We start from the raw sequence: 16,796 nt of genomic DNA, 5'->3' as shown, positions 1-16,796 counted from the left end.
CTGTGGCAGTTCCGGCTCGGTCAGATGGCTGACGATCCCGGCCATGCGCGGTGGATGGTGCGCCAAGCGGTCGTCGGCGACGAGGGTCTCGTCGTTGGACATGCCGGGTTCCACGGACCGCCCGACGAGGTCGGCATGGTCGAGATCGGCTACTCCGTTGCTCCAGACTTCCGCCGCCAGGGATACGCCCGATCCACGCTGGTCGAGTTGCTTCGCCGGGCAGCGGCCGAACCCGCAGTCACGACCGTACGGGCGACGATCAGCCCCGACAACGTGGCTTCCCTGGCCACGATCGCAGGCTTCGGTTTCGTTGAGGTCGGAGAGCAGCGGGATGAGGAGGACGGTCTCGAACTGATCTTTGAGGTCCCTGCCCGCCAGGTTCCACCCACTTGATGAGAGGGTTCGTGGCAGAACGCCGGCTGTGATCGTGGCGTCCGGCGTGGCGGTCAGGCCGCAGCAGCGAGTGGGTGTCCGCCCCAGCGGATGCCTTTCTCGCTGCGGATACGGGCGCGTTCGCGGCGCTGGGCGTCGAGGACGTCGGAATGGCGGGCGTTGGCGTTGCGCCAGCGCAGGTAGCGGTGCACGGCCCGCGTCTGCGCGGGGTGGCTGCGATGGTGAGAGTTCACTTGAGCGAACTGCCGCAGCGGACCGAAGTGGGCCTCGATCGGGTTGGCCCAGGAGGCGTAGGTCGGGGTGAAGCACAGCTCGACCTTGTTCTTCTTCGCCCAGCGGCGGAGGTCCGCTCCGGTGTGGGCGGAGAGGTTGTCCGAGATGATGTAGATCGGGGCTCGGTCAGGCCGTGCGGCGCGGATCGACTTCAGCGCGGCCAGGGTGTTGGCAGTGCCCTTGCGGCGCCGGTCGACGCCCCACAGACGGTCGTCGTCGACGGAATAGCAGCCATGGATCCGGCCCACCGCCGGCTCCTTGAGACACACGACGGCGACCTGACCGCCAGCCTCACCCAGCGCAAGGGCGTCACCGTCGTGTCCTTGACGCTGCCGGCCGAACTGGAGCCGCTGCGCGAGCTCCACGCCAAGGTGGTGGCGCAGAGGAAAGCCCGCGGGATTCCCCGCCAGTCGTGGACGAAGCACAGCAAGCGATCAGCATGAGTCCGAAGTCCCCGTCGGTGTACAGGAGCAGTGTGCACGATCAACACGGGGCAGTGCGGGAGCGGTTGAAGCAGCGGGAGGGTTTCCGGACCTGGACGGCCTGGACATCGCCGGGATGGTGCGCTCGGCACGCGGAACCATGGAGGTTCCGGGCCGGCGCGAGAAGCAGAACGCCGGGCTGAGCCGGGCGATCCTCGACGCCGCCCCGGACATGACTGCTGCTGCGCAGGCACTCACCACGGCGGCGGACGTCGCCACCAGTCACAGCAGCTTCGCGGCCGGAGCCGCGCGCTAGAACCGTCGGTACTCAACCGGTCCCCGTCCTACCTGCGGCATAGCCGCCCGCCCCCCGTCCTGTCCGCCCTGTCCACAACATCACCGTCGCTGCCGTGCGGCAACGCCATCAGTCGAGGCGGACAATCAGACCACCTGCGCACGCTGGTTCTCCAACCCAACACCCGCACCTGACAAAGGACTTGGTAATGAGGAACAGCACGCGGCGACCTCTGGACCTGATCGTCTTCATGGCCGTCTTGGCCACCGGGGTGCTCCTGATCGCTCTCGGCGTTCCGGCCAACTCCCTGGCCACCCTCGGCGTCGCCCTGTCCGGCCTGTACAACGCCTGGACCGGAGTCGCCCGCGCCCCGCCCTCCCCCCCCACGATCGCGAACCCTCCGACGACGGCGGACGTTCCCGGCCGGTTCCGCAGCCCGGCAACTGATCGGGTTGCCTGCAGGCGCCGACCGTGCGCTGCACTCCATCGTGTGCAGGGCGCGATCGGCTCAGCCCAGGGGCCCATCATGAGGCTCCTCCACTTCGGGGCTTCATCGTTCCTCAAGCCGACGACGAGGAATAGGCCGACCTCAGACGCCCTGCCCACCTGACCGACGGCTCCAACGGGAGTCACGCCACGCACCAAAGCGCCGCCCGAGCCGTCACGCCGGGCGGCGCTTGTGCACCCTCGGTCGCATGTCGCCGACGTCGCCTTCAGCGCGCCCGACTGCAAAACGCCCCGACTGTAAAATCGATCTGGCTTGCCAGATAACCCTCGCTGAACCGGCTGGTCAGGCGCCTTCGTGGAGCAGCCGCTCGAACAGCCGGCGTTGGGCGTCGGTCAGGTGAGGGTCCGCACAGTGCGCGGTGCGGCCATTCACGGTGATCTCGTACTGGAAACCGTCGGGGACGCCGGGCGGCGGCTTGGGGTGGCCGACGGCGACCGCCTCGGTTGCGAGGCGCTCCAGTTCGGCCGCGTCGGGATGGTCGCCGGTCTCCACCTCGGCCTGGTGGATGAGACCGGCGAAACCGCCGCTCCGGGTCACGCGGATGCGCATGAGGTTCCTCCGCGCGGTTGTCTGGAGTCAGCCGTTGCTGTTGACACCGACCTGCCCCCACGCCTTGCGTACGGCGTCCTCCTCGGCCCCCGCCCCGTACAGGGCGTGAGCGGCCTCGATGGTGGCGCGGGCGAAGGTCGCGAAGTCCGCGTCGGAGGGCAGGGTGCCGGCGGTGAGGGTCTGGTACCAGATCGGACCGGCCTTTTCCCAGGCAAAGCCGCCCAGTGCCTGGGCCACCAGGTAGAACGCGTAGTTGGGGATTCCCGAGTTGATGTGTACTCCGCCGTTGTCCAGTTCGGTGTCCACATAGTCGGCCATCACCGCGGGCTGCGGATCCTTTCCGCCGAGGAGCGGGTCGTCGTAGGCGGTGCCGGGGGCTTTCATGGAGCGCAGGGCCACGCCCTTGATGCCGGGGCAGAGGACGCCTGCTCCGATGAGCCAGTCGGCATCGACGGCGCTCTGACGCAGGGTGTACTGCTGGGCCAGGGAGCCGAAGACATCGGAGATCGACTCATTGAGCGCGCCGGACTGGCCTTGGTACTGCAGACCCCCGGAGTACTGGGTGACGCCATGAGTGAGCTCATGCGCGATGACGACCAGGCTTCCGGTGAAATTGTGCAGGCGTCGCCCGTCCCCGTCGCCGAAGACCATCTGCTGACTGTTCCAGAGGGCGTTGTTGTAGTTACGGCTGTAGTGGACGGAGGCGTCGAGCGGCAGTCCGGCGTTGTCGATGGAGCGGCGCTGGAAGACTTCGTAATAGAAGGTGAAGGTGGTGCCTAGGTTGTCGTATGCCTGGTTGGCCGCCTGGTCGTCGGTGGGCGGGTCCTGTTCGCCCCTGACGCGGTCGCCCGGCAGGTCTGTGCCCTGACGGGCGTCGAAAAGGGTGCGGTTGGGCTGCTCGCCGCCGGCGGGCGGCGCGGCGGGTGCAACGCCGAGGGGCGCCCGCAGCCGTTGCTCCCGGTGCCGGCGGTCGAGTTCCCGGGTGTGCTGGCCGATCTGGCGCAGTTCGGGATCGTCGGCCTGTGCCAGGGCGTCGACGATGTGCGGCGGGACGATTGAGCAGACACTGGGCCGGTTTTTCATGACACCCACCGTCCCCCGGTGCGGTGCGGCCGTCCCATCTCGCATGCCGGATTCACCAAGGTGGCGGAGCACGTGGTATCGCCATGGCGTCGAGGGGTCGCGCGACGCCGCCGAGCGGGGTACGGGGCTCCGCCCTACGGTGGTACGGGGGTCGTCACCGTGACTGGTGGGGACCAGCTCCTCCGGTTCGCGATCTGCAGGAGGTGAGGTGCCAGATGGCATCGCTGAACCAGATCGACCACCTTGTGGTCCTCATGTTGGAAAACCGCTCCTTCGACAACATGCTCGGGTTCCTCTATACCGACCAGGGAAACCGCTCCCCGTCCGGCCAGCCCTTCGAAGGCTTGACCGGCACGGAGTCCAACCCGGACGGGAACGGCGGCAAGGTCACCGTCTTCCGGATCGACCACACCAAACCCGGCGCGTATTTCATGCCCGGCTCCGTTCCCGGTGAGGAGTACCTCCGAGTCAACATCCAACTGTTCGGTACGAAAGAGCTGCCCACACCCGCCCCTGCCGCGACCAACGAGGGCTTTGTCACCGACTTCGCGGAGATGTTTCCGACCAGGAAAGGCAACTCCCCGGACGTCACCGCCGCCGACATCATGGGCTGCTTCCCCCCGGAGGCGCTGCCGGTGCTCTCCGGACTGGCCCGGGGCTACGCGGTCTGTGACCATTGGTACTGCTCGGTGCCGACCCAGACCATGCCGAACCGGGCTTTCGCCCTTGCCGGGACCAGTCAGGGCCTGGTGAGCGACAAAGCATGCCAAGCCCAGGCGAAGGCCAAGAAGGTCATGTTCGACACGCCCAGCATCTTCGGTCGGCTCAGCGACAAGGAAATCGACTGGAGGATCTACGGCTACAACCTCCAGCCGTTGACCCGCGCCGATTTCCCCGACACCAAAGCGGCCGATGAGCAGCACTTCGGCCGCTTTATGGACTTCAAGAACGCCGCCGCCGACGGCTCACTCCCCGCGTTCACCTTCCTGGAGCCCGCCTGGAAGCACGACGGAAACAGCCAGCACCCCAACGATGACGTCGCGCAGGGCGAGCAGCTCATCCTCGACGTGTACAACGCGCTGCGCACCGGGCCGGACTGGGCCAAGACCCTGCTGGTCATCACCTATGACGAGCACGGCGGTTGTTACGACCATGTGCCACCGCCCGCCGGCGCGACACCGCCCGACGAATCGGCCGGTGAAGAAGGTTTCGACTTCACCCGGTTCGGGGTGCGCGTGCCCACCGTGCTGGTTTCCCCGCTCATCGCGCCCGGGACCGTCTTCCGCGTCCCCGATGACAGCGTGCCGCTGGACCACACCTCGGTGCTCAAAACCATCCAGGAGAGGTGGGGTGTGGATCCGCTCACCGCCCGTGACGCCGCTGCCCCCGGCATCGGAGAGGTCCTGACCCTGGACAAGCCACGCGATGACAATCCGCTGGAAGGCGTCATCGCCCCTGTCGCCCAGGGCGAGAACCCCGCCCGGGCCGTGACCTCCCACCTCGAAGAGGTCTACAACAGCCTCGTCGCCGAGAACCTCCTCCCGGGTGATTGAGAGCCCTGTGCCCCCGCCGCCGCAACCCTGCCTGGCTCCACCGGTCCCACTGCCGCCACGGCGACGCCGCCCCCAGGACGCCGCGACCGCCGGATGGATGCATCACCGCGGCCTCGACCTGATCGCCCGGTTCGCCAAGTCGCCAAGGTGTTGGCCTCCGAGATCCGCGACCCGGGCCGATGGCTGCTCGGCTGGCGCTGCGGGGTTGGGGCTGCGGGCACCTGGACTGCGAGTTCGGGGTGCGCTGGTCGAACGGCGAGCGCTGCGCCGTGTGCGAGGAAGTCGTCGCCGACAAGTTCGCCGCCCGGCAACGTGCTCAGCGCCTGGAGCAGGGCCCGTGTCCCGAACGCGGCACCCGCCCCGGCTCTGCCAGCCAGTCGTGATCGAGGCGGCCGTTCTCACGTCCGCACCCACCCCTATCACGCCGCTGACCAGCCGCGTTGAGCTACAACTGCCGTAGTTGAACGCAGCCCGCCCAGGCGCCGTCTTCCTGTCCGCTCGGGACTCGGTGGGTGAGGGGGGTGTAGGGGGTTGCCTGGGGCCACCGGTGATTGGCAGGCTCGTCTGAGCCCCGACCGGCGTCAAGACCGGGGCAGGAGACAGACAGGGGCTGAGAAGACGTTTCCGATGCCGACAGCAGTTGCAAGTATGCGCGTCCTTGGGAAGGTACTGATACAAGGTGTCCACAGTTCACCAGAACACTTACACACACATCCCGCAGACTGCGGCAACCGAATTCGTGGACAAGGTGGAAAGGATCGGCCTGGCCAGTCTGCTTCGCGCCTATGGAACGAGCGGACTGCGAAAGAACGCGATCGTCCGGGACCGTCCGCATCTTGTGCCGGAGATGGGTGATGCCGTCGATCTGCTCTGTCTGTCCCGGCCAGTTCCCGCCCACAAAGCGAAATCGATGCTGACCGATCCGATACTCGATCATCTCCTCGGTATCGGCGCCGCAACGGTATCCGGTGGAGATGTCGAGCTCTCTCACGTCCGGCTGGTCGAGCACTTCGGTCAGCTTGTCTTCGTCGGCGCCGTTAACGACAGTGGATTCGGCTGGTACGGCCGCGACTCGATAGGCATCGGGCGGCAGCTCTTAGGCGCGCGGGGCAGGTGCCTCGACGTCTGCTCGTCCACCGGCTGCCAGACAACTCTCATGGCTGCCTCGGCAACCTCCGTGACGGCAGTCGAAATCGATGAACAGGTCGCGCCCCTGTTCGAGTTGAACATGTGCATCAACGGGTCCCGGGCGAAGGTGGATGCCCTGTGGTGTGATGCGCGTGAAGCAGAATTTGATGCAGCATTCGACACGATCGCTATCAACGCACCGGTGATGCCCACATTCGACATTCTCGATCTGCCATGGACGGGACACGGCGGACCGGATGGAACCACGCTGCTGAACGCGGTGATGCAGCGGGTCCCACTGGCCGCGCACGGCAGGCTGGTGGCAAATGCCATGATTCTCGGCAACGCACACGGTCTTGAAGTCGACTGGCTGCGTAAACTGGCCGAGGAGAACGGCTGGGCCGTCACGGTCATTCCCACCGACCACGAACCCCTCACCGCGGATTCCTCGTTCGTACGGTCGGCCTTGGCGACGTACTCGACCGTCAAGCCAGACAACATGGATTCCGTGATGCAGGAGCTGTCCACGTCCTGGACGGCGAATTCCATCGACCGTCTCTACTTCGCCGTCGTCTGCGCAACGGCCGGGTCCGGCCCTGCGTTCAGCGTCGCTTCGACGGCACTGAATGGCGAGCGGTGGTGCCTGTGATGAACTCCTACGGCAGCTGTGGATAGCTGCAGCTGGGCTTTCTGATCATGGTGTGGTGTCGGCGTACGTGCGCCAGTTCCGGTGGCAGGGGCGCGCGGAGTTGATGGCGGCGGCCCAGGTGGACCACCACAGCAGGTGGGGGCGGTCTCGTCGGGGCGGTGGAAGGATCAAGGCCCGTAGCAGGCTGAGAAGTTCGTGGCTGCTGAGGGGGCGAGGTCGGCCCTTTGATCCGGCGCGTCGCCACCGGGGCCGCAACAACTCCCGACGACATCGAGGCTGCCATCCGCAGCTTCCTCGCCGAACACCACCTGACTCCCTCCTCCGTGGGCGTCGCAGCGCCCGGGCTCGTCAAGGACGGACGCGTGACCGTCTGCGATGTGCTGCCCAAGCTGAAAGGACGGCGGGGCTCGGCCGCCAGCGGCCCCCAGATCCTGGTCAACGATTTCCGGAGTGCCTTGGCCGAGGAAGCAGCAGCCGGGCTCGCGGAGTCGCCGACCATCGCCGTCCTGCATTGCGGAACCGCCGTGGGATCGGCGTACCTGCACCAGGGGACAGTGGTACGCCGTTGCCGCGGGTGGGCCGGCGAAATCGACTACATGCCAGTGCCGACACCCCCAGGGCATCCTCCGGGCTCGACGAACTGGCCAGCGGCGCAGCCATCGTTCGGGCTACGGGAATTATAACTCCTGACAAAAATGGTGGACTTGACCTGTTCGAGAGGTCGGTGTCGCGCACGAGGCCGCCGGGTATCGGGACGCAGTCAGCCGCGTAATCGCACACGATAAACCCGGCGACATCGGCGATCATCCCCGGGATACTGGTCGCCCATGGATGAGGTCAAAGTCGTTGTCGCCCATTCCGAGCGCGCGACCCTGCGCGTCGGCGACGTGTTCCTGAAGGTGGACGCCGATCAGGCGCGCATCGACGTCGAGGTCGAGGCAATGTCCCTCGCGCCGGTCCCGACCCCGGAGGTCCTGTGGCGCAAGCCGCCTGTGCTCGCGATCGCCGCACTCCCGGGGACGACGCTTGGGCGCCTCGGCGGGCTGTCGACCGGGTCGTCGGCAGCGTGGGCCGCGGCGGGCGCCGCCATCCGGAAGCTGCACGACGCGCCGCTGCCGCCCCTGCACGGCCGGGCCGGCCGGAGCATCGTCGCGCTGGCGGCGGAACTCGACGACGAGTGCGAGTTGCTCGTGACGAACGGACTCCTGCCCGTCGACCTGGTCACCCACAACCGCCAAGTCGCCGAGGCCGCACTCCGGCCGTGGACTCCGGCGTTCACGCACGGCGACCTGCAGATCGCGCACGTCTTCGTCGACGGCGACGAGGTCACGGGCATCATCGACTGGTCCGAGGCGGGCCAGGGTGATGCCCTGTACGACCTCGCCGCCTTCACGCTCGGACACGAGGAGCACCTCGACGACGTCCTCGCCGGCTATGGCACCGACATCGACCTCGACATGATCCACGCGTGGTGGTCGTTGCGAAGCCTGCTGGCAGTTCGCTGGCTGATCGAGCACGGCTTCGACCCGTTCGCGCCGGGCTGTGAGGTCGACGTGCTGAGATCCCGGATGTGAGGCTGCGCGGGCCCGACTGCTACGCATGCGCTCTGACGCATCGAGCAGGCCATCCCCTGGGCTGATCGCCCGCCCTTACTCTCGACACTCTCGACAAAGTACGGTGCGCAGCCGTCGCCAGCAGATGACAGCGCGGCCGAGGGTGACGAACGCGTGGTGGATGTCGTCGCGGATCTCCCAGCGGGTACGCAGGCGGCGGAACCAGTGCAGCAGCGCGATCGCTCCTTCCACGACCCAGCGGTACACGCTCAGACCGGGGCCGTGCCCGGTGCCGCGCCGGGCGTCCAGAAACCTCCTGTTGTGAGGGGTCGTTGGCCCAGCAAAGGTCCATGCCGCGCTCGCAGCCGGAGACGCCACCGTCTGCCGGATCGTAGAGTCGGCGGGTGAGGGATTCGGGCTGGCAACCGCCACGCTGGTGAACATCCTCAACCCGGACACTGTCGGGGCTGTAGGCGGCACCCTCGGCTACCCAGGCTCTTGGGAGACCGCTTTGGCCGCCGCCCGTACTCACTCCCTCCCTGAACTATCGGACTCCTGTGCTGTCGACCGCATCAAGGAGCCCGAACTGGTCGTCGCCCGCGGCGCACTCCGGCTGGCCGCCGCGGCGGCAGACGGCGTGCCATGGGTCGGACGGTACGCCTGACCGCAGCGTGCGCAAGCGGCCCGGTGGTCACAGAACGTAGAGAATCCGTCATCACCATGCCCGTGTCTGGCTGCAACCAGGCCGCCTTTTGCGAACGCGGCTCTGCCGAACTTTTGCGAACACGGCTCTGCCAAATGCCGGTCACTCCCTGGCGCGAACGGCGGCACCGCCAGTCCTCCGCCCGGATCTGTGTGGAGCACGCCAACGCCGAATACAAGCAGTGGCGGCCGCTGCAGCGGTACGCCAGTCGCCGCGACACCTATGCCACCACGGGGTAGGCGGCCAGTGGCCGGAGGCCACCTGCCGCATCGCTGCCAAGCCTCGCCCTCCGCACATGCACAGGCGTCACACCCCTGCATCTACGAGACAGGCGACGTCAGTTGGGGCCGTACCAAAACCTTGGGCGGCGGACATCCTGCGATTGACCAGCGGGTCAATAGTCGATAGCGTTGACTGCATGGTCAATAAGATGGATGTGAACGAACTCCACTCCGCAGGACTCGCCTCCTTGCCGCTCACGAGGGTGAAGCGGTTGGTGGGCGTCTACGTGGTGATCGCCTTAGGCACGCTGGCAGCACTGGCCGTCATGACGTCGGTGGCGCCCTCTTTGGCGACCTCCGAGGCATGGGGGCACGCCGTGATCGTCGCCGTGTTCGCGATCCTGCTCCCGCTGCGGACCCGCGCGGCACTCAAGGGGAGTGGCTCCGGCCTCCGAGCGATCACCATCATCGGGTGTGTCCTGCTGGTGGTGAATCTGGTCGAGGCCGCACTGCCGGGCGTCTTCCCCGGATGGATGCGGGTGGAGATGGTGGTCATCGCCGTGATGATGCTGGCCGTTGCGACCCAGTCGATCCGGGCTCGCCGCAATCCGTCCGCCGACCACCGATGACCAGGCCGTCGACCGGAAGTGACGGCATGGCAAGCTGGGTGCCATGACCAGCTTGCCTTCACATGCCTCGGGATCGGGTGCGCGCCGACAACGGCTCGACGAGGACCAACGCCGGGCGCAGATCATCACCGCGGCTGTGGAGGAGCTCGCCGACCGGGGATACGACGGCCTCACGCTGACACGCGTCGCCGAGCGGGCCGGCGTTTCCAAGGGATTGCTCTGGCACTACTTCGCCGGCAAGGACGACCTGATGGAGTCCACCGCCACGGCAACGATGGAAACCATCAGGGACCGCATCGCCAACGCGCTCGATCTGACCGCCCCGGTTCCGGACATCATGCGCGCGGCCCTGCGCCGGGCCGCGGCCTTGAACGTCACCCATCGGGTGGAGCTCAGCGCACTCAACAGCATCGTGCACAACCTGCGCCACCCCGACGGCACGCCACGCCTGACCTTCGACGCCTATGAAGAGACCTACCAGGCACAGGAGTCGCTGTTCCGGCGCGGCCAAGCCGAGGGGACCCTCCGGGACTTCGACACTCGCGTGATGGCCGTCACCTACCAAGGCGCGATCGACATGATGCTCGGGTATCTCCGAAACAACCCGGATGTCGACCCTGACGACTACGCCGCCAAGCTCGCGGATATCTTGCTCGTCGGCATCCAGCAAAGCTGACAGTCGGTGGTTGGTGGGGTGATGGGTGATGGGTGATGGCGGGGCGCAAAGGGGCGGAAGAGGTATGTGTATTGCGCGCTCCCACCAACGCGGCGTGACGTGCTGGCTCCAACGCGACCCGACGTGCTAGGTGTGGCCGCCGCAGGTGGGGCCGGTGGCGGAGGGAGCCATCTCGCGTGGAACCGTCGGCATTGACTACGGTAAACACGGGTGTACCTTCCCGGAGTTGATCCACAGGTCTTGAGCAGTGCTCGCCTCCTGAGCGTGCGCGGCTACTGGCTCGGACAGGCAGGTGGCAGCCACGGAGATGTTCCTGTCAGTTCTGTCCTGCGGTGTCGGCGGCTATCGGAAATATTTCTTGCTCTACCTCGCCGCCACTCTCGTCACGCCCGCATGCTCATCCGACGGTCGATGAGCCACTACCGCTGGGATGGCAGACCCACCACCCGATGCGCACGATGATGCGTCAGCGAGGCGGTGTTGGCCAGACGGTGGCACGTCCGTCGGCGAGACTCCTCAGCCGGGTGTAGATCCGGTGCTCGGCGTGAGCATCGAGGGCGGCGGTGGGCTCGTCCATGATGAGCACGGGGGCGTCGCGGTGGACAGCACGAGCGACCGCGATGCGCTGCCATTGTCCACCGGAGAGGTCGTGTCCTCCCCACCAGGAACGGGCCAGCGAGGTGTCCAGCCCGTGGGGCAGGGCGGCGATGGCGCTGTCGGCGCCGACCGCCTCAGCGGCGGCGTGCACGGTGATCGACGCCCACCACAGGCCCCGATCGCCGACCACGACGTCTTCCAGCCCCGGGGAGCCGATCATCACCCCCCCGCAGGACGGACTGCGGCCTCGTCGGCGCACTGGGGAGCGGTCGGTGGCTTCCATGGAAGGCGCTGTGGACGGCCGCGGGACCGGACACGAAGGAGAACTCGGCCCAGGCGGCCACACCTCATGGCATAGAACCCCGCCATCGGCGCGGACCAACGACCCCTGATTCGCGCGGTGTTCGGAGGATGAAGCTCCCACTGCCGGTGATCGGCCGAGCCATCGGACAGCCGTTCGCGCAGCCGAGCCGAGCCGAGCCGAGCCGAGCTGATCCGACTGCCGATTCCTTCCCTTCGGGGTGACAACGACCAGCCGGTGCGACCTGCATCGACGGCCCTCGGCGGGGTCACCCTGCCGCGAGATCATCAGTAGTGAAGCGCGTCTTCTTCACCTTGTTCGGGGTATCGACCCTGGTGCATTCGTGCTCAGTACGGGCTGGAGCGCTGACGGCTGCCCGGCTAACCTCCAGCGAACGGTTCTTGGCGAATAACCCCCTTCAGACCCCCTCCCCGTCGTCCGACCATCGAGGTTTCCCCCGAGTCCGGTCAGTCTCGGCGGGGGCGGGCCGTACCCCGGCCGACTGTCTCCACAGACAGCGGCAGTCGGCCGGGTCAGCAAGTGCACAGGGAAGAGCAACCACCGTCAACGACTAGGAGTGATATATGGCCAAGCACAAGGGTGAGCCCGACGACAAGCCGTGGACGCCTCCACCGGAGCCTCCGAGCCCGGACGGTAGCCGACCGAGTAAGTAGGTGGAATGGACTACCGAGCAATCTCCTGCAAGGAGCTTGAAGTCATGGGGGCCTTCCGGTCCCCATGGCTTCGGCCGGCGTTCGAAGCTGTGGACCGCGAAGTCTTCGCGCCCGAGATGTTCTGGGGGTACGACACAGACGACGACGGCCGGCACCTGGTCCTCAACAAGGCAGCGGATGAGGATGGTTGGCGCAGAACCGTCTGGAACGCCCACCGTTCGCTCATCATGCAGATGAACGACGCGGTGGGCCCCGAGCAAGGCCCTTTCAAGGGGGATTTCTCGTCATCGATCTCGGCCCTCGACATCGTCTTCGAGAAGTTGAATCAACTCGAAGTCGAAGCAGGCCACAAGGTGTTGCACATCGGTACTGCATCCGGCTACGACTCGGCGCTCCTGTGCGAAGGGGTCGGCAGTGCAAACCTGACCACGATCGAGTTCGATCCCGTGCTCGCTGCCTGGGGCGCGAAGAACCTCGAAGGTGCGGGATATTCACCCACCGCCATCTGCGGGGACGGCCTCGATGGATGGGCGCCGACTGCCCCCTATGACAGGGTGATCGCCACGGCAGCAGTACGCAGCATCCCCCGCCAGTGGATTGAACAATCGAAAGAAGGCGCAATCATCCTGGCGCCCTTCAACACGCTGTACGCGCGTGGCGGCCTCCTGAAACTCCAGGTGCGAGAGGGAACTGCGTCCGGCAGGTTCGTAGGAGGGGCCTGCTACATGTGGATGCGTAGCCATCGCCCGGAGCACCGGATCAACCCTGGAGATGAGAGCCGCAAGGAAGCATCGCCTATCGACCCTGACGAGATCCTGGGGCGAGGCTGGGTGCTCGACTTCACCATGGGCCTGTACCTGCCGGACGTCTCGTTCGCTCATCGCGGGGAGGGCGAGTCCAGGCAAGTTCAACTGTGGGACAGGTCGGGTACGTCTGTGGCCATCGTCAACTACGGCGACTGGTGGGGTGACAACTCCGTGACGCTGTACGGCAGCCGGAATCTATGGGGTGAACTGGTTCACGCATACAGTGCGTGGCGAAACGTTGGGCAACCCCATTACACCCGTTATGGGCTCACCGTTGACTCTGCCGGTGAGCACCTGTGGCTCGATGAACCATCCAACGTCATTCGATCCTGATCCCTCCGTAGGGTTCCCCGTCCATGCGTCTTCCCTACGACGTCTGGACGGGGCCTTGGAGGCATTGAGGTCTTCTCGGCAACGTGATGCTCGCGCTGCGTGATGCGGCCAGCGGGCCTGGCCAGTCCTCACGCAGATTCACCGCGACGGTGATCCGCTCGCAGCGTGCGACGGCCCGCTCCTGGCCCAGCACCGAAGTCTTGAAGTCCAGTGGCACGGCGGCGTCGACCTCGAACAGCCGGGTGCCCCCCGGCCAGTCCATCCGGAAGGCTCGGCTGTCCATGCCGGCGCCGAGCAGCACAACCTGCCGGACCCCGGAGGCGGAGGCCCGCTGCAACAGGTCGTCGAGGAACTTCGTCCTGATGACGATGGAGAACGACACGGCCAGCCGGCGGCGTCGCGGGGCCTCGTCATCGGGCGGCGGCGAGGAGGGCCACAGGCCGCCGGCGGTGGCGAAGGCCGGTGCCAGTGGGTCGCGCAACAGCGTGTTCTCCCGCTGGGTCTCCAGCGCCCGCACCCTGGCCCCCCCCACCGCCGTGGCCCACACTCCCGACGGCTCCACGCGCTCCTGCTCATCAGTCACCGCGCCGTCCTAGAGGAAACATGGGCTGGGACATTGACGCTCAGACGGTCGCCATCACCACCCGGCAGAGCCGGTTGAAGGGCATCCCGTTCCTGTGCTCGCCCGAGGCGCGCAAGACACTCTGCCAGTACCGCAAGGGCGAAGCCGAGCTGCTGTGCCGTGACGGCTCCTGGCATCTGGTCGCGACGTGCGAGATACCCGAGGCCGAGGCGTACGAGCCGGACAGCTTCAGCGGCGTGGATCTCGGCATCGAGAACATCGCCACCGTCTCCAACCGCTGCATGGCGGCCGGGCGTAAGCTCACACACCCCTGGCGCGCCAGGAGGGCCGCCCCGGTGGGGCGGAGCCGCTACCAGGGGACTGACTCCTCCACCGCGCCGTCCATGCTGCCGCGGAAGTCTCCGGTCGGGCCCTCCGGGCCCATGAGCGCGAGCTGCACCGGGACTTCGGCGCCCTCCTCGGGGGTGCGGCTTCCGCGACTGAAGGGGGAGCGGTCGTTGAGGCTGGTGGCGACCAGACCCGGGTTGGCCGCATTCACGCGGATGCCCGCCTCGCGCAGTGCGTTGGCGTACACCAGCGTGATGGCGTTGAGCGCTGCCTTGGAGGAGCTGTACGGCAGCAGTCCGCGGGTGGAGATGGGATGGTTCGGGTCGCTGAGGAAGGTCAGAGAGCCCAGCGGGCTGGACATGTTGACCACCCGGCCGGCGGGTGAGCGACGCAGCAGCGGAAGGCACGCCTGGGTCACCGCGACGGTGCCGAAGACATTGATGTCGAAGGCCGCCCGCATGTGCTCGACGGTGACCTCCGGCACCGCCACACCCCACTCCACCACCACGCCCGCGTTGTTGACCAGGACGTCCAGCCGGTTGCGCTCCGCCTCGATCCGCTTGACGGTGGCGTCGATCTGCGCCTGTACGGTCACGTCCAGCTGCACGAAGCGGACGTCCAGTCCCTCGTCGGCCAGTGCGCGCTCCGCCTCGCGACCGCGGCCCTCGTCACGGGCGCCGAGATAGACGGTCATCCCCTCCGCGGCCAGGCGGCGGGCGATCTGCCGGCCGATGCCCTTGTTGGCTCCCGTTACCAGCGCCGTCTCGCCGCGGTGCCGTTCGTTGGTCATGCTGTGCCTTCCGTCCTTGGTGGTGGTCGGTGGTTGTGTCGGATGGCTTTGCCCGGTCGGTGGTCGGTCTGGCGTGGGTCTCATACGCCGTCGGCCCAGGGTGCCGGGGGCGGCTGGTAATTGCCCAGACCTCCACAGTCGTTGAGGGCCTGGGCCGTCACCGCTCCGGCCCGGTCGCTGCTCAGGTAGTCCACATGGCCGCCACCTCGTCCGTCTCCACGCAGCGGCGCACCGGCACCCGGGTGGCGCTGTAGATCAACAGCCCTCGGGGGCCGGACCCAGGGGGCCTTCGTGCAGGGCGCCGCTCTCGTCGACGCTGACGTGGGAGGTGAGCTCTCACGCCCCGACCAGCTCCTCCGGGGTGACGAAAGCGGTGGCGGGCACGGTGGACCGTGGCATGGCATCAGCTCGTTCCGGTACGTTTGATCGACACCGCGAACTCGCCCACCCGCAGCTCGGCACCCTGTCCGAACAGCCGGTGGGACTCCAGGCTCGCGTCGTCCACGAAGGTCAGCGGGTCGGGCTCGCCGGTCACCGGGGCGAAGTAGAAGTCCGGTGCACCGCTCAGCCGGACCAGTCCCGGGCCGGGGCTGCCGGGCAGTGCACCATCCAGAATGGTGAACATCCCTATACCGCAGGCGAGTTGCCGGGGAGTGACGCGCTCCTCCGTCCCCCCGTGATCGGCCACGAGATAGCGGCGCGACGGCAGACGGTGGCCGACCCGGTCGACGCGGAGGACCTCCCGGCCGTCCAGGAACCACCGGGCCAGGCCGGCCGAGCGGTCATAGGAAATCCTGACGCTGTGCTCCTCGCCCGGAGTGCGGCGGGCGACCGGGACGGCGTGCAGGAAGGACGCGTACCTGCCGAGCTGCGCACGGGCGTTGGGCAGGCGCTCGTAGAAGGCGTAGACCGACCGGTTGGTGAGCGCGAACTCGAAGGCCACGTCGGTCTCCGGGTCCTGGACGGCCAGGCTGACCATGGACAGCCTGGGGTCGTCGTCGGGGTGAACCACAGCACCCTTGAAGGGGTGGTTCTCGGTACCGTATACGGCACCCGACACCCGGGCCTCGCAGGTCAGTTCGTGCCCCAGCTCGGTGTCGAATCCCAGGAATCCCGCGGAGGAGTGCTGGTTGGCGTAGACCAGCCACTTGACATGGTCCAGCGTGCCTGGGAGCCCGGCGGGGTCGTGCGCTCCCACGGTCTGTGTGAACGCGGGTTCGCCGGTACGCGGGTTGGTCCCGCGGGGGACGACGCGCAGCGCGCGGTCGGAGGTGCTGGGCACGCCGTCGTGGCCGACACCGGGCCCGAGGGGCAGATATGCCCATCGCGCCCCAGGGCCCTCGGTGTGGAAGCCGTCCGAGAAGTCGTCCGCCCAGATGAAAGAGGAGGAACCGTCCGGGTGAGTGGTGGTCGTGGTCATGGCAGCCTTTCGCCGACGTGGTGATGTGTGTGGAGGGGATGGGGGATGGGGTAGCCGGCGGAGCGCGACCGTTCGGCGGTGCGCGTCAACGGTCAGCTCTCGATGACGGTCTGTGCATACGCGACCGCGGCGGACTCCAGTTGGAGTGCCTGGTGTCCGGCCACTGAGTTGACGTCGCGCCAGAAGCGTTGCACCGGGTGGGTCGTGGACTGGCCGCTGGTGCCCACGGCGCGGAGTAGGCGGTTGACCACGCCGACGAGGATGTCGGTGGCCATCGCGCAGTCGCGCCAGCTGCGCATGGTCGCCGGTCCGTCGATGGCGGGGCCGGCG

General features: G+C 67.3%; 18 protein-coding genes and 4 pseudogenes. 13 read left to right on the top strand and 9 right to left on the bottom strand.

All coding sequences use genetic code 11. The features are described 5' to 3' along the window. Positions 1-393, top strand: a 393-nt coding sequence (locus tag B073_RS0135490; protein WP_026248029.1) for a GNAT family N-acetyltransferase, incomplete at its 5' end; no start/stop codon positions are given. Between the two features lie 53 nt (positions 394-446). Here B073_RS0135490 and B073_RS0135485 read toward each other — a convergent pair. Further along, positions 447-902, bottom strand: a pseudogene (locus tag B073_RS0135485) (transposase); the annotation flags it as partial. On the opposite strand from B073_RS0135485, the gene B073_RS0135480 reads away from it, so the two are divergent. Beyond that, positions 900-1,109, top strand: coding sequence for a hypothetical protein (locus B073_RS0135480; RefSeq protein WP_018542812.1), 210 nt, complete (start codon positions 900-902; stop codon positions 1,107-1,109). The pseudogene B073_RS0135485 and the gene B073_RS0135480 sit on opposite strands and share 3 nt — an antisense overlap. A gap of 139 nt (positions 1,110-1,248) precedes the next feature. Further along, the gene (locus B073_RS46945) at positions 1,249-1,404 is read left to right on the top strand and encodes a hypothetical protein (RefSeq protein WP_018542811.1); all 156 of its coding nucleotides are present in this window, start codon (positions 1,249-1,251) and stop codon (positions 1,402-1,404) included. A gap of 769 nt (positions 1,405-2,173) precedes the next feature. Here B073_RS46945 and B073_RS0135465 read toward each other — a convergent pair. Both B073_RS0135465 and B073_RS0135460 read right to left on the bottom strand, forming a co-directional pair. Further along, on the bottom strand, positions 2,174-2,440 hold the full coding sequence (locus B073_RS0135465; protein WP_018542809.1) for a protealysin inhibitor emfourin: 267 nt from the start codon (positions 2,438-2,440) through the stop codon (positions 2,174-2,176). Positions 2,441-2,467: 27 nt separating this feature from the next. Next, positions 2,468-3,523 carry a M4 family metallopeptidase gene (locus B073_RS0135460; RefSeq protein ID WP_018542808.1) on the bottom strand — a complete coding sequence of 352 codons (1,056 nt, stop codon included), beginning with the start codon at positions 3,521-3,523 and terminating at the stop codon, positions 2,468-2,470. Between the two features lie 215 nt (positions 3,524-3,738). Between B073_RS0135460 and B073_RS0135455 the strand changes: the two genes are divergently transcribed. The 5 genes from B073_RS0135455 to B073_RS0135440 all read left to right on the top strand — a co-directional run bounded on the left by B073_RS0135455 (position 3,739) and on the right by B073_RS0135440 (position 8,427). Further along, on the top strand, positions 3,739-5,076 hold the full coding sequence (locus B073_RS0135455) for an alkaline phosphatase family protein (RefSeq protein ID WP_018542807.1): 1,338 nt from the start codon (positions 3,739-3,741) through the stop codon (positions 5,074-5,076). A gap of 179 nt (positions 5,077-5,255) precedes the next feature. Further along, on the top strand, positions 5,256-5,459 hold the full coding sequence (locus B073_RS0135450; RefSeq protein ID WP_018542806.1) for a hypothetical protein: 204 nt from the start codon (positions 5,256-5,258) through the stop codon (positions 5,457-5,459). A 296-nt stretch (positions 5,460-5,755) separates the two neighbouring features. Further along, entirely contained in the window at positions 5,756-6,853 is a 1,098-nt protein-coding gene (locus tag B073_RS0135445; protein WP_158690309.1) for a hypothetical protein, read from the top strand. A gap of 224 nt (positions 6,854-7,077) precedes the next feature. Then, on the top strand, positions 7,078-7,536 hold the full coding sequence (locus B073_RS44920) for an ROK family protein (RefSeq protein WP_199788235.1): 459 nt from the start codon (positions 7,078-7,080) through the stop codon (positions 7,534-7,536). A 144-nt stretch (positions 7,537-7,680) separates the two neighbouring features. Beyond that, positions 7,681-8,427: a phosphotransferase family protein gene (locus tag B073_RS0135440; RefSeq protein ID WP_018542804.1), complete on the top strand. Its 747-nt coding sequence runs from the start codon at positions 7,681-7,683 to the stop codon at positions 8,425-8,427. A 75-nt stretch (positions 8,428-8,502) separates the two neighbouring features. On the opposite strand, the gene B073_RS46940 is transcribed toward B073_RS0135440, so the two are convergent. Beyond that, the gene (locus B073_RS46940; RefSeq protein ID WP_158690308.1) at positions 8,503-8,658 is read right to left on the bottom strand and encodes a hypothetical protein; all 156 of its coding nucleotides are present in this window, start codon (positions 8,656-8,658) and stop codon (positions 8,503-8,505) included. Between the two features lie 546 nt (positions 8,659-9,204). Here B073_RS46940 and B073_RS44910 point away from each other — a divergent pair. From B073_RS44910 to B073_RS49485, 4 genes and pseudogenes are all read left to right on the top strand, one after another. After that, positions 9,205-9,348, top strand: a complete 144-nt coding sequence (locus tag B073_RS44910; protein WP_018542803.1) for a hypothetical protein — start codon at positions 9,205-9,207, stop codon at positions 9,346-9,348. Positions 9,349-9,527: 179 nt separating this feature from the next. Then, complete coding sequence (locus tag B073_RS0135430) at positions 9,528-9,959, top strand: hypothetical protein (protein WP_158690307.1); 432 nt, start codon at positions 9,528-9,530, stop codon at positions 9,957-9,959. 43 nt (positions 9,960-10,002) lie between these two features. Then, positions 10,003-10,635, top strand: a complete 633-nt coding sequence (locus tag B073_RS0135425) for a TetR/AcrR family transcriptional regulator (RefSeq protein WP_037813841.1) — start codon at positions 10,003-10,005, stop codon at positions 10,633-10,635. Between the two features lie 355 nt (positions 10,636-10,990). Continuing rightward, positions 10,991-11,097, top strand: a pseudogene (locus tag B073_RS49485) (IS5/IS1182 family transposase); the annotation flags it as partial. Between the two features lie 4 nt (positions 11,098-11,101). Here B073_RS49485 and B073_RS49155 read toward each other — a convergent pair. Further along, on the bottom strand, positions 11,102-11,452 hold the full coding sequence (locus tag B073_RS49155) for an ABC transporter ATP-binding protein (RefSeq protein ID WP_018542800.1): 351 nt from the start codon (positions 11,450-11,452) through the stop codon (positions 11,102-11,104). Positions 11,453-12,212: 760 nt separating this feature from the next. On the opposite strand from B073_RS49155, the gene B073_RS42235 reads away from it, so the two are divergent. Beyond that, on the top strand, positions 12,213-13,346 hold the full coding sequence (locus B073_RS42235) for a protein-L-isoaspartate O-methyltransferase family protein (RefSeq protein ID WP_078508348.1): 1,134 nt from the start codon (positions 12,213-12,215) through the stop codon (positions 13,344-13,346). A gap of 100 nt (positions 13,347-13,446) precedes the next feature. Here the strand turns inward: B073_RS42235 and B073_RS42230 are convergent. From B073_RS42230 to B073_RS42225, 4 genes and pseudogenes are all read right to left on the bottom strand, one after another. Continuing rightward, positions 13,447-13,893: pseudogene (locus B073_RS42230) on the bottom strand (SAM-dependent methyltransferase); the annotation flags it as partial. Between the two features lie 385 nt (positions 13,894-14,278). Then, positions 14,279-15,046, bottom strand: a complete 768-nt coding sequence (locus tag B073_RS0135400; RefSeq protein ID WP_018542796.1) for an SDR family oxidoreductase — start codon at positions 15,044-15,046, stop codon at positions 14,279-14,281. A 403-nt stretch (positions 15,047-15,449) separates the two neighbouring features. Next, the gene (locus tag B073_RS0135395) at positions 15,450-16,466 is read right to left on the bottom strand and encodes a DUF6081 family protein (RefSeq protein WP_018542795.1); all 1,017 of its coding nucleotides are present in this window, start codon (positions 16,464-16,466) and stop codon (positions 15,450-15,452) included. Between the two features lie 92 nt (positions 16,467-16,558). Then, positions 16,559-16,796: pseudogene (locus tag B073_RS42225) on the bottom strand (hydrolase); the annotation flags it as partial.

The sequence above is a fragment of the Streptomyces sp. MspMP-M5 genome (genome assembly GCF_000373585.1).
Taxonomy (GTDB): domain Bacteria; phylum Actinomycetota; class Actinomycetes; order Streptomycetales; family Streptomycetaceae; genus Streptomyces.
The sequence above is the reverse complement of the archived record's forward strand: the minus strand, read 5'-3'. Positions and strand labels throughout refer to the sequence as shown.